Genomic DNA, 18,758 nt, shown 5'->3' with positions numbered 1-18,758 from the left:
CTGGAGACCCCCATGAAAGACCTGCTGCAACGCTTCGAGAACAAGCCGCCCGAGATCGTGTTCGAGTGGCATGACGACCAGACGCCCGCGCGCGGCTGGGTGGTGATCAACAGCCTGCGCGGCGGCGCCGCCGGCGGCGGCACGCGCATGCGCCGCGGGCTGGACCGGCGCGAGGTCGAGTCGCTGGCCAAGACCATGGAGGTGAAGTTCGCCATCTCCGGCCCGGCCATCGGCGGCGCCAAGTCGGGCATCGACTTCGACCCGGCTGACCCGCGCAAGGAAGAGGTGCTGCGCCGCTGGTACAAGGCCGTCGCGCCGCTGCTCAAGAGCTACTACGGCACCGGGGGCGACCTCAACGTCGACGAGATGCACGAGGTCATTCCCATCACCGAGAGCCACGGCCTGTGGCATCCGCAGGAGGGCGTGGTCAACGGCCACTTCAACCCGGGCGAGAGCGAGCGCATCCGCAAGGTCGGGCAGCTGCGCCGCGGCGTGGCGCACGCGGTGGAGCACCCGCGCTACACGCCCGACGCGGCGCGCCGCTACACGGTGGCCGACCTCATCACCGGCTGGGGCGTGGCCGAGTCGGTGCGGCACCAGCGGCGGCTGTGGGGCCGTCCGCTCGAAGGCCAGCGCGTGATCGTGCAGGGCTGGGGCAACGTGGGCGCCACGGCCGCCTACTACCTGGCGCAGGCCGGGGCCACGCTGGTCGGCATCATCGACCGCGAGGGCGGCCTGCTGCGGCCCGACGGTTTCAGCTTCGACGAGGTGAAGGCGCTGTTCCTGGGACGGCGCGGCAACCAGCTCGCCGCGGACGGGCTGCTGCCCGTCGAGGAGGTGAACCGCCGCATCTGGAGCCTGGGCGCGGAAATCTTCCTGCCCTGCGCCGCCTCGCGCCTGGTGACGCGCGAGCAGGTGGACGCAATGGCGGCGGCCGGGCTGGAGCTGATCGCCTGCGGCGCCAACGTGCCCTTCGCCGACAGCGAGATCTTCTACGGCCCGATCCAGGAGCACGCCGACGGCCGCGTCGCGCTGATCCCGGACTTCATCGCCAACTGCGGCATGGCCCGCGCCTTCGCCTACCTGATGGGCGAGGCCGCCGACGGCGACGCCGCCCTGTTCGAGGACGTGTCCCGCACCATCGGGAACGCCCTGGAGCGCTGCCGCGCGCACAGCGCCGAGCCCACCGGGCTGGCGCGCACGGCCTATGCGCTCACGCTGGATCAACTGGTCCGATAAACCAAGGAGGAAGTGACATGACCGACCTGTTTGACAACCCGATGGGCCTGATGGGCTTCGAGTTCGTCGAGTTCGCCTCGCCCACGCCGGGCGTGCTGGAGCCCATCTTCGAGAAGCTGGGCTTCACGCTCGTCGCCAGGCACCGCTCCAAGGACGTGCTGCTGTACCGCCAGGGCGACATCAACTTCATCGTCAACCGCGAGCCCAAGAGCGTGGCGGCTTATTTCGCCGCCGAGCACGGCCCCTCGGCCTGCGGCCTGGCCTTCCGCGTCAAGGACGCGCACCAGGCCTATGCCCGCGCGCTGGAGCTGGGCGCGCAGCCGGTGGACATTCCCACCGGCCCGATGGAGCTGCGGTTGCCGGCCATCAAGGGCATCGGCGGCGCGCCGTTGTACCTGATCGACCGCTTCGAGGACGGCAAGTCCATCTACGACATCGACTTCGAGTTCGTCGAGGGCGTGGAGCGGCACCCGGCGGGCCATGGCTTCAAGGTCATCGACCACCTCACGCACAACGTCTACCGCGGGCGCATGGCGTACTGGGCCTCGTTCTACGAAAAGCTCTTCAACTTCCGCGAGATCCGCTACTTCGATATCCAGGGCGAGTACACGGGCCTGACCTCCAAGGCCATGACGGCGCCGGACGGCAAGATCCGCATCCCGCTCAACGAGGAAGCGAAGCAGGGCTCGGGGCAGATCGAGGAGTTCCTGATGCAGTTCAACGGCGAGGGCATCCAGCACGTGGCGCTCTTGACCGACGACATCTTCGACTCGGTGGACAAGCTGCAGCTGGCGGGCATCCCGGTCATGACCGCGCCCAACGACGTCTACTACGAGATGTTGCAGGAGCGGCTGCCCGGCCACGGCGAGACGGTCAATGAGCTGAAGGCGCGCGGCATCCTGCTCGACGGCTCCACCCGCGACGGCAGCCGCCGGCTGCTGCTGCAGATCTTCTCGCAGGCGCTGCTGGGCCCGGTGTTCTTCGAGTTCATCCAGCGCAAGGGCGACGACGGCTTCGGCGAAGGCAACTTCAAGGCGCTGTTCGAGTCGATGGAGCGCGACCAGATCCGGCGTGGGGTGCTGCAGGCCGAACCGGCTTGAGGCCGGCGCCGCGTGCCGAGCCTCAAGGCCCCAGGCCCGTCACGCCCTCGGCTGCAGCCCCGGCAGGAACTCGATGCCCGTGCGCCGCACCAGCTCCTGGTAGCTGATGGGCGGGCCGGCCCGGGCGTCGTCGCTGTTCTCCACCCAGTGCGCCCAGGCGCGGCGGGTGGAAGCGTCGTAGACCAGCTTGTAGAGATAGGCCGGCACCCAGACCCGGCCCTCGCCGATGCTGCGCGGCCGGGCGCCGAACACCGGCCCGGTGAACACGTACACCGGGCCCTGCGCGCGCATCACGTAGCGGCGCGTGGCCTTCTCGATCTCGGCCCAGGTGCGCTGGTTGTTGCGCGGCGCCTGCGGAACGATGTTGGCCAGCGAGAAGGACTGCGCCATGGCCGTGGGCGTGGGCATGTCGGCCGCCGGCGCCATGTGGCCGCGGTCGAAGCCCGAGCCCTTGTAGTCCTCCAGCGTGGCGCGCTCCGCGCTGGGCAGCCGCGCATCGGCAAAGAAGCGCTGCGTCCGCTGCTCGTCGCGCGCGTCCAGCAACTGCTCGCGCGTGAGCCGCTCCACCGTGTAGACGGGCGTCTTGGTGCGCCCGGAATGCAGCGTGGCGAAGGCCGCGAAGCACAGCTCGCGCGGCTGCGCCACGGTGGCGCTCAGGCGCGGCGGCGTGCCCGCCGGGAAGAAGCCCCGGCACTGCGTGAAGCCCTGTGCCTGCGCCAGCGCGCCCAGCAGCGCCAGGCCCAGGGCCGGCAGCAGTCGCTTGGTGGAAAGGAGGAGGAGGAGGGAAGGAGCGGGGCGGAAGCTTGCGAGGGACAACGACATCAGGAGGCGGCCGGTACGGCACCGCCGGGCACCGCGGGGGCGCCGGGGGCAGCTCGGGAGAAAGGGAAACCCCCGAGCTTAAGGGTGCGAGCCCACCCGACCGGGTGGCGTGGCTTGGCCGCTACGCCGCCCGGCGTGCGGTTGCACCGGAAACCAACGGCCGCGGGCGCGGCCGGGTGAGATCAGCTCGGGGCCGCCTTCAGGGTGCCACGCGGCGCGGGCGCAGCACCGGCTGCTCCTCCGGACGGGGCTGGGCCGCCAGCCGCGCCTCCAGCCCCGGCATCTGCAGCGTGCGGGTGGGGAAGGCGAAGCTCACGCCCAGCGCGCGGAACTCGCGCATCAGCGCCAGGTTGATGCGCTGCTGGATGTCCATGTAGAGGTTGAAGTCGGAAGACAGCACGAAATAGACGACCTCGAAATCCAGCGAGCTGTCGCCGAAGCCCTGGAAATGCGCGCGGTCGAAGCGCGTGTGCTCTTGCGACTCGACGGCCCGCCGCACGATGCCCGGCACGGCCTCGGCCTGCTCCGGGGTGCTGTCGTAGGTGAGGCCGAACTTGAAGACCACGCGCCGCTGCTGCATGCGCTTGTAGTTGTTGATGGTCTGCTTGAGCAGCTCGGTGTTGGAGATCACCACCTGCTCGCCACTGAGGGCGCGGATGCGGGTGGTCTTGAGCCCGACCTGCTCGACCGTGCCGGCCACGCCGCTGAGCGTGATGAAGTCGCCGACCTCGAAGGGTTTATCGACCGCGATGGACAGCGAGGCGAACAGGTCGCCCAGGATGTTCTGCACCGCCAGGGCCACCGCCACGCCGCCCACGCCCAGGCTGGCAACCATGGCCGTGATGTTGACGCCCAGGTTGGCCAGCATCGCCAGCAGCAGCACCGCCCACAGCATGGTGCGCAGCGTCCACGACAGCAGCGTGGCGGAGGTGCTGACCTGCCGTGCCATGCCGCCATCGCCGTGGTTCTCCACGTAGCGGCGCAGCCCGATGACGATGGCGCGGTTGCCCCACAGTCCGAATTGCAGCGCCAGCGTCAGGAACCACAGCTGGCTCACGCGCCCATCCCAGCGCGCCGGCAGCTCCAGCATCGACAGCCCGATCAGCAGCGCCGTGACGAACAGCAACACGCGGCTGGTGCCGCGCAGCAGGTCCACCAGCAGATCGTCCACGCGGTTGGTGGTGGCCTGCGCCACCACGCTGGCGCGGCCCAGCAGCAGCTTGAGCGCCAGCCGCATGGCCACCCAGCTCGCCAGCGCCACGGCCACGGCCGTGGCCCAGCTCGTCACCGAGGCGCCCAGAAATTTCGCGGAGGTGAAGCCCTCCCAAGTCAGCCAACCCGGCATGCTTTCTCATTCCTTGCCCGCAGAGCGCCCGCGCCGGCGACGCTTCCCCGACGTCTGCGTTTGCGGCACTGCAGCAAATCGCTTACCCGGGGGCTTGTGGCCGGGTCCGGAAAGAGCGTCCAGGGACCAGGGCGTGGAACGGAACAGCCTTGGCGGTGCCCGGGGCGGGCGACGCGGCAGCGTCCACTGACTTGGCGCAAGACCTTGCCGGGCCGAGGCTGCCAGCCTCGCGCCCCATGTCTGCCGTATCCCGCCCACCCCGCGCGACGGACGGTCGCTGGTATCCGCGCCGGCTGCTGGAGTCGCCGCACCGCCTGGCTTTCGGTGCCGGCGCCTCGATGCTCGCCGCCGCCGCGCTGTGGTGGGCCTGGAGCCTGCTGCGCCTGGTGCCGGCCGGCGCGCTGCCGCGCACGCCGGTGCACGGGCTGCTGATGGCCTGGGGCTTCCTGCCGCTGTTCATTGCCGGCTTCCTGTTCACCGCCGCGCCGCGCTGGCTGGGCTGCGCCCCGGTGGCGGCGCGGACGCTGCTGCCCGCACTGGGCGCGCAGCTGGCCGGCTGGGTGATCGCCGGGCTGGCGCTCGTGGGCGGCGGCGCGGACGGGCCGCTGTTGCTCGGCATGGGCCTGGCCGCCGTGGCCGCGGGCTGGAGCAGCCTGGTGCTGCGCTTCTGGCGCCTGGTGCGTGCCGGCACGGCCGGCGACCGGCTGCACCTGCGGGTGGCGCTGGCGGCCTGCGTGGCGGGTGCGCTGCTGCTCGACGCCACCGTGGCCGCGGTGATGGCCGAGGCCTGGACGCTGGTGAGCATGCTGACCCAGGCCGCGCTGTGGGGCTGCTTCGGCGTGGTCTACGCCGCCATGCTGCACCGCTTGCTGCCCGTCTTCGGTGCCGCGGTCCCGGCCCGGCTGGAAGAGCGCTGGCCGCACGGGCCGCTCTGGATGCTGGCCGGCATCCTGGCCTTCCAGGCCCTGGCGACCGCCGCGACCTTGCTGGCCGCCGGGCCCTGGTCGCCTGCGTGGCGGCTGCTGGCGGGTGGGGTGCAGGGCGCGGCGGGCCTGCTGCTGCTGGGGCTGGCCTGGCGCTGGAGCCGGCTGCAGCGCCTGAGCCAGCGGCTGCCGGCGATGCTGCAGCGCGGCCTGGTGTGGCTGGGGCTGGCGCTGCTGCTGTCGGCCGCGGGCGCGCCGGGCGCGGCGCTGCATGCCTATGCCCTGGGCTTCCTGGGGACGACGCTGCTGGCCATGGCCTCACGCGTCACCTGCGGCCATGCCGGCCGGGCGGTGGTGGCCGACGGCGTGCTGTGGACGCTGCACCAGGTCCTGCAAGCCGTGGTGGTGGCGCGCATGGCGGCGGCGCTGTGGCCGGCCGTCGCGCACTGGCTCCTGCCGCTGGCGGCCTTGGGCTGGGCGGCAGTGGGGCTGGGCTGGCTGCTGCGCTACGGGCCGTGGCTGGGGCAAGGCAGGGTCCCGCCGACACGCGGCACGTGAATTGGTCAGCTTGGCTGAACAGTGATCCCAGACAGTGGGTTCACTGTTCAGTTTTCTGACCAATCCGGTGTCGGCACAGGTTGCTGACCGCACTGCGGGCTGGCTGGTCCGCCCAGGCGCATGTCGGCATGGGCTTACATGTGCTTGTCGTGCTGGCTGCCGCCACCCAGGTCGGCCATTTCCGGCTTGACGTCCGCGAAGCGCAGCACCTTGCCGCCGTGCTCGGTGGCGAACTTCCTGGCCTCGGCCTCGGCCGCGAAGCTGGCGAAGGTGGGGCCCATCGAGCCATGGCGCTTGCTGCCGGCGACGTAGAAGCCGCTCCTTGCATCGAACCAGTGGCCGCGCGGCTGGTTCCAGTCGGCATGGGCCATGTCCTGCGTCAGCACCGCGCGCACCGGGCGCACCTGCTCGGGCCGCAGCAGCGCCGAGAACATCTCGACGGTGTCGCAGAAGAAGACCGGCGCGGCGGCGTCGGCGTAGTGGATCTGCGCCTTGGGGCCGGGGTAATCGGCCAGCAGCATGCCGTCGAAGTCGCAGGTGGTGGCGGGGTCGATCTCCACCGCCTTCACGGCGGCCCCGGAGTCGCCCCGGTTGCAGCCCCACAGCGCGACGGGCAGGGCACAGGCGGCAAGCAGAAGGCTTCGGCGTTGGGCAATCACGGACGGAATCTCCAGGTGGCGATGGACAACGGCGCCACGATCCAGCCCAGCATCACCAGGCTCATCAGCCAGGGCTTGGCCAGGGCCTGCGGCACGATGCTGGTCAGGCCGTAGAGGCTGCGCACGTCGTCCAGGGAAAAGACATTGAGGATGCGGAACACGTCCGCCGGGTTGAGCAGCAGCGCCCAGGCGAACCAGTCGCCGCCGGTCTGCCCGCCGGTGACGACCAGCAGCCCCAGCAGCAGCAGGTCGAACGCCAGCACGAAGAAGAACCACAGCGCGATGGCCAGGCCCGAGGCGCGCGTGCGGTCCGCCGCCAGCACCGACAGCATCACGGCCAGGCTCAGGAACACCAGGCCCAGCAGCACCGAGCTGCCCATGAAGCCCAGGTAGGGCGCCAGCGCCGCGCGGCCCGCCTGCGCGCCCAGCAGCAGCGCCACCAGCCCGAAGCCGGCGACGGTGGACAGGCTCAGCGCCGCGGCCAGCCCCAGGTACTTGCCCAACAGCAGCTCCAGCCGCGTGATGGGCAGCGCCAGCAGCAGGTCCAGCGAGCCGCGCTCGCGCTCGCCGACGATGGCGTCGAAGCCCAGCAGCAGTGCGATCAGCGGGATCAGGTAGATCACCAGGCTCACCAGGCTGGTGATGGTGAACTCGATGGAGCGCAGGCCCACCGCGCCCTGTTGCGCCCCGCCGAAGTAGGCGATGACCAGCGCGAACACCGTGAACACCAGCGCCACCGCCAGCACCCAGCGGTTGCGCAGCCGCTCGCGCAGCTCCTTGTGCGCGATGGTGAGAACTTGGCCGAACTCCATGGCGTATGCCCTCTCAATGGGCCAGGCCGAAGAACACGTCTTCGAGCGAGGGCTCGTGCACCTGCAGGTCCAGCACCGCGCCGTCCAGGCCGGTGAGCGCGGCCAGCACCGCCATCTTGGCGTCGCGCGGGCAACGGGCCTGCAGCTGCAGGCCGTGCCAGCGCACGCCCTCCAGCGGCAGCGGCTCCAGCGCAGCGCGCACCGCCGCCAGGCCGGACTCGGCCACGCGCACGTCCAGCCCCAGCGGCAGCGCCATGTGCTCGCGCAGCTCCCGCACGCTGCCTTGCGCGCGCACGCGGCCGGCGGCCAGGATGGCCAGGCGGTCCACCCGCTCCTGCAGCTCGGCCAGGACGTGCGAGGTGATGACCATGGTCACGCCCTCGTCGCGCAGCTCGTGCAGCGTGGCGTGGAAGGCGCGGATGGCCTCCGGGTCCAGCCCGGTGGTGGGCTCGTCCAGGAACAGCACCTGCGGCCGCCCCAGCAACGCCTGCGCGAAGCCCAGGCGCTGGCGCATGCCCTTGCTGTACTCGCGCACCGCGCGCTGCCCGGCGTGGCCCAGGCCCACGCGCGCCAGCACGGCGGCGCATTCGGACTCCGCCACGCCCTTGAGCCGCGCCATGAAGCGCAGCGTCTCCAGGCCGCTGAGGTTGTCGTAGAGCACGACGTTCTCGGGCAGGTAGCCGATGCCGCGGCGCACGGCGCGGAAGCCCCGGCCCGATACCGGCGCGCCCTGGATGCGGATCTCGCCCGCGCTGGGCGCCACCAGCCCCAGCATCATCTTGAACAGGGTGCTCTTGCCCGCGCCGTTGTGACCGATGAGGCCGAACACCTCGCCGCGGCGCACGTCCAGGTCCACGCCGTCCACGGCGCGCACCGTGCGGAACTGCTTGACCACGCCGCGCAGCGTGATGGCGCCGGCGTCAGGGTCCACGTGTTGTCCCGTTCGCCCCGAGCTTGTCGAAGGGCTTGCGTGCCAGTCGGGCCGCGGGGCTTCGACAGGGCCTGTCCTGAGCTTGTCGAAGGGCTCGGCCCGAGCGGCGTCTTTGGGCACGAACGGCGCTCCCATCTCAGGGCTCGGGCGAAGACTGCTTTCCATTCCATTCCTTCCAGTCCGGGTGCGCCGGACGCATGCGCGGCTTGGGATCGACCACGCTGGGCACGCGCAGCACGGGGAACTGCTGGCCCACCAGGCGCAGCGCCTGCACCGCCGGGCTGGCCAGCAGCAGCCGCGCCGCGGGGTGGCGCCACACCAGGCGGTCCACCAGGTCGTTGGCCTCGTAGCGCAGGTCGCCATGGCCGTCGCCGTCGCGGTCCCAGCCCAGGTAGTTGCTCCAGTGGTTGCCGCTCTCGGCGCCCCAGGTCTCGTCGCGTGCGCCCACGTAGCGCACCTGCTCGCGGTTGGCGACGAAGTCGTTGCCCTCGACGCGGTTGCGGGTGGAGCCGGCCGAGAGGTGCACGCCCACCTGGTTGTTCACCACCAGGTTGCCCTGCAGCCGCGCGTACTCCACGTCGTAGATGAAGAAGCCGCGGGCGTTGCCCGCCACCACGTTGTTCTCGATCACCGAGTCCTGCAGCGTGCGCAGCATGATCCCGTGGTCGCTGTTGTCCCAGGCGCGGTTGTTGCGCACGACCTGGTCGCGCACCTCCATCAGCGCCAGGCCGCCGCGGTTGCGGTAGCTGTCGTTGTCCTCCCACAGGTTGTGGTAGGAGTTCATGTAGTGGGTGCCGTAGCGGCTGTGGTGCAGCCGGTTGCCGCGGAACACCGCGTGGTGCGAGACGTCCACGTAGAGCGCGTCGCGCACGAAGCTGATGTGGTTGCCCTCGATGCGCGCGCCGGTGGTGTTGTAGAGCTGCACGCCGTTGCCGCGCTGCGAGGAGCCGTAGTCGCGCTTGCCCACGATCAGGTTGTGCTCGATGCGCACGTCGTCGGCTTTCTCGATCCACAACCCGAACAGGTTGTAGACCAGGTCGCAGCGCCGTACCGCCGCGCGGTGCGAGCCCGGCGCGACGTAGATGCCCGCGTTCTGCTGCAACAGGCTGTCGCCGGAGTCGCGCACGATCAGCCCCTCGATGGTGACGTCCGGCGCCGTGACGCGGATGGTGTCGCCGCGCAGGCCGCCGCTGAGGGTGGGGCGCTGCACGCCGCGCAGCGTCAGCGGTTTCACGATGCGCAGGTTGCCGGCGTAGTGGCCGCGGTGGATCTCCACCACGTCGCCGGCGGCGGCGCGGTCGAGCACCGGCTGGATGGCCTCGCCGGGGCGCACCGTCCAGGTGGCGGCCTGCAGCGCCAGCGGCAGCAGCAGGCTCAGCAGGCTCAGCAGGCAGGCCAGTCGGCGTGTCGCAGCCATCGTCACACCACCACCGTGCCCAGTGCCCGCAGCGCCAGGAACAGCGCCGCGCCGATAAGCAGGTTCTTGAAGCCGACGTAGCACAGCATGTCCATCACGCCGGCGACGCGCCAGCGCCGGCCCCACCAGGGACCGTCCTTGACGTAGCGCTTGGCGTGCAGCCGGATCAGCACCTCGTACACGCTCCAGCCGAACCACCAGGCGATGAGCGCGCCCGCGCGCAGCTCGCCCGCGGCGCCCAGCACCCAGGCGATGGTGGCCGCCAGCGCCAGCGAGACGCCGGCCGCGCGCAGGGCCGCATGCGGAGCGGCCACGCCGCGGCGCCAGGGCCAGAGGTGGTCCCAGGCCTCGGCGCGCAGCCGGCCCAGGCCGCGCGCAGCGGCAAAGGGCGGCTCGGCCGGATCGGTGGGCATGCGGGGATCGACCATGGCGTTCATCCTTTGGGCGCCGGACGGGCCGGCCCGGTGGCGACGGGAACGATGGGGATGAAGTGGCCGTCGCGGCCGATGGGTGTCAGCGGCAGGCCTTCGCGCTCGCGGCGCTTCCTCTCCTTGGCCAGCGGCGGGCAGGCATGGGTGTCGGTGTAGAGCACCATGCAGTCCAGGCAATGCAGGCACTCGCGGTGGTCGATGCGGCCGTCGGCGTCGATGGCCTGCGCCCCGCAGCCCACGGCGCAGGCCTTGCAGGTGCTGCAGGCCTGCTTGCGGCGCAGCCCGAACCAGCGGAACGTGGACGGCATCGCCAGCGACGCGCCCAGCGGGCACAGGTACTTGCAGAAGGGCCGCTCCACGAACAGGGACAGCCCCAGGATGCCGGCGGCGAACAGCGTGTACGGCCAGGCGCGCTGGCCCCAGCCGACCAGGAACGTGGTCTTGAAGGGCTCCACCTCGGCCAGCTTCTCGGCCAGGCCCATGGAGAACATCGACACCGCCAGCAGGCCGAAGAAGACGCCGTACTTGATCCACTTCAGCCGGTCGTGCAGGCGTTGGGGGAGCGCGCGCTGGAAGCGCTTGAGGCCCAGGGCGCCGCCCAGCTTGAACAGCAGCTCCGACAGCGAGCCGAAGGGGCATAGCCAGCCGCAGAACAGGCCCCGGCCCCAGACGAAGACCGTGACGATGATGAAGATCCAGAACAGGAAGATGAACGGGTCGCTCAGGAACAGCGCCCAGGTCCAGTGGAACAGCAGTGCGTGGAACCAGGTGAGCACCTGCGTCACCGAGGGCTGCGCCATCGCGCCGAAGCCCACGAAGCCGATGCTCAGCAGCCAGGCCGAGTACTTGAAGGCGTTGACCGGCCACTTGTTCTTGCGCGTGGACCGGCGCGTGAGCTGGTCGCGCAGGGCATAGACCGTGGCCACCGCCACCAGCAGGGCGGCGAAGAGCGCGATCTCCACCGCGCGCGCCTTCCACACCTTGACCCACGGCGCCTGGGGTTCCTCCACCACCGGGCGGCCGCCTTCCAGCGCCGAGGCCGGCAGCCAGTAGGCGGCCTCGAAGCTGGTGAAGCTGCGCGTGCCGGTGGCGCGGTCCACGCGGTTGCCCAGGAAGCTCAGCTTCCAGGGCCAGGCGGCCGAGAAGGCCGGCGAGCGCACGATGAAGATCGCCGACTCGGTGTAGCGCGGCGCGCCGGCGGCCGCCAGGCCGTAGAGGTTGAGGTAGTCCAGGTCGCGGAAGGTGAAGGTGTCCATGCCCTGGCGCACCTGCACGCGGTCGTAGAGGCCCCCGCGCACGAAGCCCGAGCCCTTGAAGGACTCGGCGCCGGCGCTGCGGACCACGAACAGCGCCTGCTCGCCCGGCTTGAGGCGATCCATGAGCTGCTTCCAGCCGTCCGCGCCCAGCAGCGCGCGCCCCGCGTCGGGCGGGTTGAGCAGGCCGAACCACAGCTCGATGAAGGGCGTGCCGCCGTTCTTCTCCAGCCCGACCTGCTCGGGCATCACCACCAGGCGCTGCACGCTGCCCTCGGCCACCAGCGCGGCCCAGTCGGGCCGGCGCCCGGTGTCGGTGAACTTGGCTTGTGGCCGCAGCGTCGGGGCCAGGATGCCGGTCTGGCGTGCCACGGCGGCGCCGCTGGCCAGCATGACCTGGTTCTGCGCGATCACGGTGACGGTGGCGCCGGAGATGGCGTCCAGGCCGATGACGCCCTCGTCGGGGCGCGAGCGGCCGATCTCGATGTTGTCGCCGACGAACTTGCCCAGGTACTGGTCGTTGAACTTCGTCAGCGCGGATTCGGGGATGCCCAGCAGCAGGATGGGCTCGGAGTGCTTGAGCACCTTCACGCCCGTGAAGCGGCCCTGCAGGTCCATGCCGATGAGCGTGACCACCGGCTTGCCCGAGTAGGCGGGCGTGTCGGTGATGTCGGTGGACAGCATCACGTAGCCCAGCAGCTTGGGCTGGCCGTGGTCGTCGGCGTAGGCCTCGACGTAGGGCGGCTGGCCCTTGCGCCCGGAAAACGAGGTCGCGCCGGGGAAGACCTCGGCGCAGGGCGCGAAGTCGCACAGGCGCGGGCCGTGGATGCCCTGGGGCAACTCGGCCTCGTAGGCGGTGGCCCACAGCGGCGAGGCGCCCAGCAGCGCGGCGGCCAGCGCACACAGGCGCAGCAGGAGGGACAACATCATGGGCAGTTGGAAGGACCGGGGAGCGGCGTCATGCGGACCTGCAGCAGGTGCCGAATGAGCCATTACCCGTTCGCCCTGAGCCTGTCGAAGGGCAGGCGCCCTAGGGCTTCGACAGGCTCAGCCCGAACGGAACTCGGGCATTTGCGGACTTCGTGGAGGGCGGCGGGTCAGGCCTCGACGATCATCCGGCTGCGCATCTCCAGGTGCAGCGCGTGGCAGAAGTGCGTGCAGTAGGCCCAGAACACGCCCGGCTTGTCGGCGATGAAGGTCACCGACTTCGTCTCCTGCGGGTTGACGATGAAGTTGACGTTGTATTTGGGGATCGCGAAGCCGTGCGTCAGGTCCTCGACCTTGTCGAGGTTGGTCAGGATCAGCGTGACCTCGTCGCCCTTCTTGACGCGGAACTCGCGCAGGCTGAAGGCCGGCGCCTGCGACGTCAGCCTGACGGTGACCTTCTTGCCGTTGCGCTCGACGCCGCTGTCCTTCGGGTCCTTGACCGCGATGTCGGAGTCGCCGAGCTCGTAGACCGGCTTGGGGCGCACCAGCTCGCGCTTGAAGATGATGAAGTCGTGCGGCTCGCCGCGTACCGGGTGGTCGGCCAGCAACACCATTTTCTCGCCCGAGATGTCGATGAGCTGCTCGTTTTCCGGGTGCAGCGGTCCGGCGGGCAGGAAGCGGTCCTTGGAGAACTTGCAGCCCACGGCCAGCCACTTGCCGTCGGCAGCCACGGTTTCCGACTGCGAGGCGTTGACGTGGCCGGGCTGGTACTGCACGTCCACGCGGTCCACCACGTACTTGGCGCTCTTGTCGCCGGCGTGGAACTTGATGGCGGCCTCGATGTTCCACTTCACCACCTGGCTGTCGAGGAACAGCGTGGTGTAGCCGTTGCCGCGGCCGTCGAAGGCGGTGTGCAGCGGGCCCAGGCCCAGCTCGACCTCGGCCACGATGGCCTGGTCGGCCTTCTCCAGCTTGCCGTCGAACCAGTCCAGCACCTTCTGCAGCTCGATGACGGTGCCCGTGGGCGAGAGCTTGCCGGCGCAGATGAAGTACTTGCCGTCGGGGCTGGCATTCACGCCGTGCGGGTTCTTGGGCACGCTGACGTAGGCGGTGAGGGCGGTCTTGGGGTCGGTGTTGGCCTCGCGCGTGCCGTCCACCACGGGCACCTTGGAGTCGCCGATGGTCTTGAACTTGCCGGCCTTCACCGCCGCCTCGATGCGGGCGATGTTGAAGAACAGGCAGGCATCGCGCTCGGCGGACATCATGTCCTCGTACTTGGCGCCGCCCTCCACGTTGTACTGGTTGGTGGCGGCGAGCTTGCCGTCGTAGGAGGTGGCGGTGAGGTCGCAGTTGCCGTCGATCAGCACCTGCCAGCGCAGCTCCATGCTCTCGGCGTCCACGCAGCTGAAGAGCGTCCTGTACTTCTCCGGCTTGTCGATGTCGGCCAGCGACAGCGGCACGTGGAACTCGGCGCCGCAGAACACGCGCGTGGTGTAGTTGATGGCCGGGTCCACCGGGTCGCGCTTGTCGGGGAAGATGCCGTGGAAGCCCTGCACGTTGGGCAGCTCGGTGATCTTGTCGCAGACGAAGTAGTCCAGCCGGATGCGCGCCAGGCGGGAATTGATCTTGTCGTTGATCCAGGCGTAGCGGCCGTCGTAGTTGCCGTCCTTGTAGGAGGCGTGCACGTGGTGGCTGTCGGCCACCGTGTACTTCAGGCTGCCGTCGGGCTTGGTGCCCATGACCTTCTTGGACTCGTTGGTGATGCCCCAGCCCACCAGCGCGTCCGGCACGAAGCAGGGGATGCGCGTGATCTCGCGTCCCGAGGGCAGGCCCAGCACGCGCATGTCGCCGCTGTGGCCGCCGCTCCACAGGCCGTAGTAGGTATCGAGTTCGCCCGGCTTGAGGTGGATGCTGCCGGCGCCTTCGCCGGGGTTGGGCTGCGCGCTCGGCGCCGACGCCTTGGCCACCGGGGCCGAAGCCGGCTTCTCGGAGCAGGCCGCCATGCCCACGCCGGCCAGGCCGGCGGCGGCCGCGGTATTCAGGAAGCGGCGACGCGCCATGCCGGTTTCGGGAGCCGCCAGTTTATTTTTCACGCCCACGTCCATGGAAATTTCCTTAAACCAGTTCAAGTTTTTGCCTCTTGGCGGGCGATGGTCCAATTTTCTGGTGTCCGCCGGCCATTTATGCAGGCTGAATGATTGGTGGGGCGCGGGAGTATGGATTTGCGCTGGATCAAGTCGCGCGGCATGCGGTGCAAAGGGGTTTGAAAACCGCTTCTAGAATTTCTCATCGCAATTACCGCCCTGTCTCTCAAATCATGAAACATCTCACACTGTCCCTGCTGCTGGTTTCGCTGGGCCTGCTGAGCGCCTGCGGCAAGCAGGAGGCGGCCACCCCCGCGGCGCAGACCGCCGTGGCCGCGGCCCCCGCGCCCGCCGCCACCCCCGCGCCGGCGGAGAACGCCGCCGGCAAGTCCGTGTTCAACAAGACCTGCGCGATGTGCCACGCCGCCGGCGTGGCCGGGGCGCCGAAGCCCGGCGACAAGGCCGATTGGGGTCCGCGCATCGCCCAGGGCGTGGACGTGCTCTACAAGCACGCCCTCGAAGGCTTCAACGGCGCCAAGGGCGCCATGCCGGCGCGTGGCGGCAGCACCACGCTGTCGGATGACGAGGTCAAGTCGGCCGTGGACTACATGGTCGCCAGCTCGCGCTGAGCGCAGTACCCGGGTCATTCGCCATGGAACGTCCCTCTCCGCCGCCGTGTCTCGCCGCGCCGGCCATGCCCGGCCGCCGGCAACTGCTCCGGGCTGCTGCCGCATTGGGCGGCTGCGTGGCGGCCTGGCCACGCCTGGCCCGGGCCGGCCTCCCGGCCGTGCGGCTGCGCGAGGCGCGCGACCTCATGGGCACGCGCGTGGACATCGCGGCGCAGGGCGAGGAAGCCGCCTCGCTGCGCCCGGCCGTGGAGGCGGCCTTCGCCCGCATGGCCGAGCTGGCGGCGGTGATGAGCCATTACGAGCCCACGAGCCGCGTCAGCGCCATCGGCCTGGCGGCCGGCCTGCAGCCCGTGCCTATTTCCAAGGAACTATTGACAGTCCTGGAAATGGCCCAATCGGTTTCCCGGCGCAGCGCGGGCGCTTTTGATGTCACGGTCGGGACAGTCGGGCAGTGGCATTTTGGGCCCGATCATCCGCAAATGCCGGCGCCGGCCCATATATCCAGCCGGCTATCCTCCGTTGGATATAGTCATTTGGAACTAGATGCCCGTGCCGGCAGGGCCTATCTATCGCGCCGCGGCATGCGCCTGGACCTGGGTGGAATTGCCAAGCTGTATATCCTCCAGGCCGGCATGGAGGTATTGCGCGCCCATGGCCTGAATACCGCGCTGATCAACGGCGGCGGCGACGTGGTGGCGATGGGCGCCGACGCCACGCCGCCGTGGCGCGTGGGCGTGCGCGACCCGCGGGCGCCCGAGCGGCTGCTGGGAGTCGTGGCGCTGCGCCGCGGCTTCGTCGCCTCCTCGGGCGACTACGAGCGCTGCTTCGTGCGCGACGGGCGGCGCTACCACCATGTGCTCGACCCGAAGACCGGCTACCCCACGCAGGGGCCGCATGGCGTGACGCTGGTGGGCGAGTCGCTGGAAGCCGTCAATGGCATCGGTGCCGCCGCCATGGTGCTGGGCCGCGACGCGCCGCCGCTGATCCGGTGGGCCGGCGTGGAGGCGTTGATCGCGCACCGGGACGGCAGCTTGTGGATGACGCCGCGGATGAGATCGCAGCTGCAGCCGCCGGCCTGAGTTCCCGCCTTCCTCACACCCCCAGATACCGATGCAGCGCCGCCTCGTCCGCCGCCAGCTCGGCCGAGGGCCCCTCCAGCACCACGCGGCCCTTCTCCAGCACCACGCAGCGGTCGGTGTGCGCCAGCACCTTGCGGAAGTCGCGGTCCACCACCAGCGAGGCGATGCCGCTGGCGCGGATCAGGCCGATGACGCGCCAGATCTCGGCCACCACCAGCGGCGCCAGCCCTTCCGTGGCCTCGTCCAGGATCATCAGGTCGGGGTTGGTCATCAGCGCGCGGCCGATGGCCATCATCTGCTGCTCGCCGCCGGAGAGCTGGCCACCGCCATGGCTCAACCGTTCCGCCAGGCGCGGGAAGGTTTTCAGCACGCGCTCCAGCGTCCAGTCGCGCTGGCCCTTGGTGCCCGCCCGCGCGGCCATGACCAGGTTCTCCCGCACGCTCAGGTTCGGAAACACGCCGCGCCCCTCGGGCACGTAGCCGATGCCCAGCCGCGCGATGCGCTCGGGCGGCTGCCCGGTCATGTCCCGGCCCGCCACGCTCACACGCCCGCCCGTGGCCTTCACCTGACCCAGCAGCGTGCGGATGAAGGTGGTCTTGCCCATGCCGTTGCGCCCGAGCAGGCCCACGGCCTCGCCGCGCGCAATGCGCAAGGAGACACCCTGCAGCACATGGCTCTGCCCGTAGTGGGCGTTCAGCCCGGTGGCTTCGAGCAGCGCCTCGGCGTTGTTCATGACGGCACCCATCAGTGGCCCTCTCCGAGGTAGGCGATCTGCACCTCGCGGTTGCTGCGCACGGCCGCGGGGGTGTCGCTGGCGATCACCCGGCCGTTGACCATCACTGTGATGCGGTCGGCAACGCGGAACACCGCGTCCATGTCGTGCTCGACCAGCAGGATGGCGTGGTCGCGCTTGAGCTCGGTGAGCAGCGCCAGCATGCGCTCGGTTTCCTCCGCGCCCATGCCGGCCAGCGGCTCGTCCAGCAGCAGCACCTGCGGCGCGCCCGCGAGGCACATGGCGATCTCCAGCTGGCGCTTCTGGCCGTGCGAGAGCGCGCCGGCGATGCGCTCGGCCTGCGCCGAGAGGCCGGCCTTGCGCAGCGCCTCGTCGGCGGCGGCCAGGCTCTTGCCGCAGCGCTGCGCCGGTGTCCACCAGTCCCAGGCCCGTTGCCAGCGCGACTGCGCCGCCAGGCGGCAGTTCTCGCGCACCGTGAAATTCATGAAGATGGTGTTGCGCTGGTAGGAGCGGCCCAGCCCGGCGCGGGCGCGCCTGGGCTGGCTCCAGGCGGTGGCGTCCTGGCCCATCAGCAGCACGCGGCCCTCGCTGGGCGGGATCTCGCCGGAGAGCAGGTTGATCAGCGTGGACTTGCCGGCGCCGTTGGTGCCGATCACGGCGTGCAGGCTGCCGCGCTCCAGCGTCAGCGAGACGCCGTCCACCGCCTTCAAACCGCCGAAGCGGCGCGACACCTCGGTCGCTACGAGCAGAGCCTGCGTATCAGCGGCTTGGTTGAGGACCGCGCTCATCACTTGTCCCCCTTGCGCTGCAACAACCCGATGAGCCCGTGTGGGAGCAGGGCGACGAAGGCGATGATGGTGAGACCGAGCGACAGCTGCCAGTGCTTGGCAAACGTGCCGAAGATGGCTTCGGATTGATACAGCTCCTGCAGCAGCGTGAACGCCAGGGCGCCCAGTAGCGCGCCGCGCAGGTGGCCCAGGCCGCCCAGGATGATCATCAGCAGCACCGCGCCGCTCTGGTGCCAGGACAGGATCTCCGGGTTCACGAAGCCGTCCTTGAGCGCGTAGAGGAAGCCCGCGAGGCCGGCGAGCATGGCGGAGAGCACGAAGGCCCCGAGCTTGTACGGGTAGGTGGCGAAGCCCGCGGCGCGCATGCGCTGCTCGTTGGCCTTGATGCCGGCCAGCGCCCGGCCGAAGCGGCTGCGCAGCAGCAGCGCCAGCAAGGTGAAAGTGGCGACCAGGCAGCCCAGCACGAAGTAGTAGAAGGTGGGGCCGGCGTCCAGGTCGAGCAGCCGCACCTCGCCCAGCAGCACCTCGGGCTTGAAGTAGAGGTAGATGCCGTCGCTGCCGCCGCCGACGGGCGTGTCGTGGAACACGAAGTAGGCCATCTGGGCGAAGGCCAGCGTGATCATGATGAAGTACACGCCCTTGGTGCGCAGCGAGAGCGCCCCCACCGCCAGCGCGTACAGGCCCGCGGCGCCCATGGCCGCCGGGAGCAGCCACCACAGCGAGGCCGGGCCCGATTGCGGCGTCAACAGCGCCGCGACGTAGGCGCCGATGCCGAAGAAGCCGGCGTGGCCGAAGGCCACCAGGCCGGTCTGGCCCACCAGCAGCTCCAGGCTCAGCGCGAACAGGGCCAGGATCATGATCTTCATCGTCAGCTCGACGTAGAAGCCCGTGAGGCCCAGCGGCAGCAGCGCCAGCACCAGGAAACCCAGCAGCACCGGCAGCGCCTTGAGCGACAGGCCGCGGGCCGGCGCCGGCGCGGTGGCCGGCAGGGAGGACAGCGTGGTCGTGTTCATGAATCCCTCCTCGAC

At 70.3% G+C, this 18,758-nt stretch carries 15 protein-coding genes and 1 pseudogene; 5 read left to right on the top strand and 11 right to left on the bottom strand.

What is annotated here, in order from left to right; genetic code table 11:
• Window positions 1–12: 12 nt before the first annotated feature.
• A complete protein-coding gene (locus HHL10_RS05580; RefSeq protein ID WP_169159371.1) occupies window positions 13–1,239 on the top strand; it encodes a Glu/Leu/Phe/Val dehydrogenase dimerization domain-containing protein in 1,227 nt (408 codons plus the stop codon).
• 17 nt (window positions 1,240–1,256) lie between these two features.
• Complete coding sequence (gene hppD, locus HHL10_RS05575) at window positions 1,257–2,339, top strand: 4-hydroxyphenylpyruvate dioxygenase (RefSeq protein WP_169159370.1); 1,083 nt, start codon at window positions 1,257–1,259, stop codon at window positions 2,337–2,339.
• Between the two features lie 39 nt (window positions 2,340–2,378).
• On the opposite strand, the gene HHL10_RS05570 is transcribed toward hppD, so the two are convergent.
• Window positions 2,379–3,161 (bottom strand): DNA/RNA non-specific endonuclease, encoded by a 783-nt coding sequence (locus HHL10_RS05570; protein WP_169159369.1) that lies wholly within the window; start codon window positions 3,159–3,161, stop codon window positions 2,379–2,381.
• Between the two features lie 199 nt (window positions 3,162–3,360).
• Window positions 3,361–4,506 (bottom strand): mechanosensitive ion channel family protein, encoded by a 1,146-nt coding sequence (locus HHL10_RS05565; protein WP_169159368.1) that lies wholly within the window; start codon window positions 4,504–4,506, stop codon window positions 3,361–3,363.
• A gap of 236 nt (window positions 4,507–4,742) precedes the next feature.
• On the opposite strand from HHL10_RS05565, the gene HHL10_RS05560 reads away from it, so the two are divergent.
• On the top strand, window positions 4,743–5,987 hold the full coding sequence (locus tag HHL10_RS05560; RefSeq protein WP_169159367.1) for an NnrS family protein: 1,245 nt from the start codon (window positions 4,743–4,745) through the stop codon (window positions 5,985–5,987).
• 134 nt (window positions 5,988–6,121) lie between these two features.
• On the opposite strand, the gene HHL10_RS05555 is transcribed toward HHL10_RS05560, so the two are convergent.
• From HHL10_RS05555 to nosZ, 6 genes and pseudogenes are all read right to left on the bottom strand, one after another.
• Entirely contained in the window at window positions 6,122–6,646 is a 525-nt protein-coding gene (locus tag HHL10_RS05555; protein ID WP_375138937.1) for a nitrous oxide reductase accessory protein NosL, read from the bottom strand.
• Complete coding sequence (locus HHL10_RS05550) at window positions 6,643–7,458, bottom strand: ABC transporter permease (RefSeq protein ID WP_169159366.1); 816 nt, start codon at window positions 7,456–7,458, stop codon at window positions 6,643–6,645. Before HHL10_RS05550 ends, HHL10_RS05555 begins: the two co-directional genes overlap by 4 nt.
• Before the next feature lie 13 nt (window positions 7,459–7,471).
• Complete coding sequence (locus tag HHL10_RS05545; RefSeq protein ID WP_310734534.1) at window positions 7,472–8,389, bottom strand: ABC transporter ATP-binding protein; 918 nt, start codon at window positions 8,387–8,389, stop codon at window positions 7,472–7,474.
• Window positions 8,390–8,525: 136 nt separating this feature from the next.
• Window positions 8,526–9,806, bottom strand: coding sequence for a nitrous oxide reductase family maturation protein NosD (locus tag HHL10_RS05540; protein WP_169159364.1), 1,281 nt, complete (start codon window positions 9,804–9,806; stop codon window positions 8,526–8,528).
• Between the two features lie 2 nt (window positions 9,807–9,808).
• Window positions 9,809–12,417, bottom strand: a pseudogene (locus tag HHL10_RS05530) (4Fe-4S binding protein).
• 170 nt (window positions 12,418–12,587) lie between these two features.
• Window positions 12,588–14,522, bottom strand: a complete 1,935-nt coding sequence (gene nosZ, locus HHL10_RS05525) for a TAT-dependent nitrous-oxide reductase (protein WP_169159361.1) — start codon at window positions 14,520–14,522, stop codon at window positions 12,588–12,590.
• 212 nt (window positions 14,523–14,734) lie between these two features.
• Here nosZ and HHL10_RS05520 point away from each other — a divergent pair, with 212 nt between their 5' ends.
• Entirely contained in the window at window positions 14,735–15,130 is a 396-nt protein-coding gene (locus HHL10_RS05520; RefSeq protein ID WP_169159360.1) for a c-type cytochrome, read from the top strand.
• 23 nt (window positions 15,131–15,153) lie between these two features.
• Complete coding sequence (locus HHL10_RS05515; RefSeq protein WP_169159359.1) at window positions 15,154–16,209, top strand: FAD:protein FMN transferase; 1,056 nt, start codon at window positions 15,154–15,156, stop codon at window positions 16,207–16,209.
• A 13-nt stretch (window positions 16,210–16,222) separates the two neighbouring features.
• On the opposite strand, the gene HHL10_RS05510 is transcribed toward HHL10_RS05515, so the two are convergent.
• Genes HHL10_RS05510 through HHL10_RS05500 form a run of 3 tightly spaced genes read right to left on the bottom strand, consistent with a single transcriptional unit; the run spans window position 16,223 to window position 18,743 of the window.
• On the bottom strand, window positions 16,223–16,954 hold the full coding sequence (locus HHL10_RS05510) for an ABC transporter ATP-binding protein (RefSeq protein WP_235971118.1): 732 nt from the start codon (window positions 16,952–16,954) through the stop codon (window positions 16,223–16,225).
• On the bottom strand, window positions 16,954–17,730 hold the full coding sequence (locus HHL10_RS05505) for an ABC transporter ATP-binding protein (protein WP_169159358.1): 777 nt from the start codon (window positions 17,728–17,730) through the stop codon (window positions 16,954–16,956). The genes HHL10_RS05510 and HHL10_RS05505 overlap by 1 nt, the downstream gene beginning before the upstream one ends.
• Complete coding sequence (locus HHL10_RS05500; RefSeq protein ID WP_169159357.1) at window positions 17,730–18,743, bottom strand: branched-chain amino acid ABC transporter permease; 1,014 nt, start codon at window positions 18,741–18,743, stop codon at window positions 17,730–17,732. The genes HHL10_RS05505 and HHL10_RS05500 overlap by 1 nt, the downstream gene beginning before the upstream one ends.
• Between the last annotated feature and the right edge of the window lie 15 nt (window positions 18,744–18,758).

This window comes from Azohydromonas caseinilytica (genome assembly GCF_012927045.1).
In the GTDB taxonomy this organism is placed as follows: Bacteria; Pseudomonadota; Gammaproteobacteria; order Burkholderiales; family Burkholderiaceae_C; genus Azohydromonas; species Azohydromonas caseinilytica.
Note: the sequence above shows the minus strand (reverse complement) of the source record. Positions and strands in the feature narration are given on the sequence as shown.

Coding starts and splice junctions, on each gene's coding strand:
- HHL10_RS05550 (WP_169159366.1), bottom strand. CDS start 7,458: ATGGAGTTCGGCCAAGTTCTCACCATCGCGCACAAGGAGCTGCGCGAG.
- HHL10_RS05560 (WP_169159367.1), top strand. CDS start 4,743: ATGTCTGCCGTATCCCGCCCACCCCGCGCGACGGACGGTCGCTGGTAT.
- HHL10_RS05500 (WP_169159357.1), bottom strand. CDS start 18,743: ATGAACACGACCACGCTGTCCTCCCTGCCGGCCACCGCGCCGGCGCCG.
- HHL10_RS05565 (WP_169159368.1), bottom strand. CDS start 4,506: ATGCCGGGTTGGCTGACTTGGGAGGGCTTCACCTCCGCGAAATTTCTG.
- HHL10_RS05540 (WP_169159364.1), bottom strand. CDS start 9,806: ATGGCTGCGACACGCCGACTGGCCTGCCTGCTGAGCCTGCTGAGCCTG.
- HHL10_RS05510 (WP_235971118.1), bottom strand. CDS start 16,954: ATGGGTGCCGTCATGAACAACGCCGAGGCGCTGCTCGAAGCCACCGGG.
- nosZ (WP_169159361.1), bottom strand. CDS start 14,522: ATGGACGTGGGCGTGAAAAATAAACTGGCGGCTCCCGAAACCGGCATG.
- HHL10_RS05570 (WP_169159369.1), bottom strand. CDS start 3,161: ATGTCGTTGTCCCTCGCAAGCTTCCGCCCCGCTCCTTCCCTCCTCCTC.
- HHL10_RS05580 (WP_169159371.1), top strand. CDS start 13: ATGAAAGACCTGCTGCAACGCTTCGAGAACAAGCCGCCCGAGATCGTG.
- HHL10_RS05505 (WP_169159358.1), bottom strand. CDS start 17,730: ATGAGCGCGGTCCTCAACCAAGCCGCTGATACGCAGGCTCTGCTCGTA.
- hppD (WP_169159370.1), top strand. CDS start 1,257: ATGACCGACCTGTTTGACAACCCGATGGGCCTGATGGGCTTCGAGTTC.
- HHL10_RS05520 (WP_169159360.1), top strand. CDS start 14,735: ATGAAACATCTCACACTGTCCCTGCTGCTGGTTTCGCTGGGCCTGCTG.
- HHL10_RS05515 (WP_169159359.1), top strand. CDS start 15,154: ATGGAACGTCCCTCTCCGCCGCCGTGTCTCGCCGCGCCGGCCATGCCC.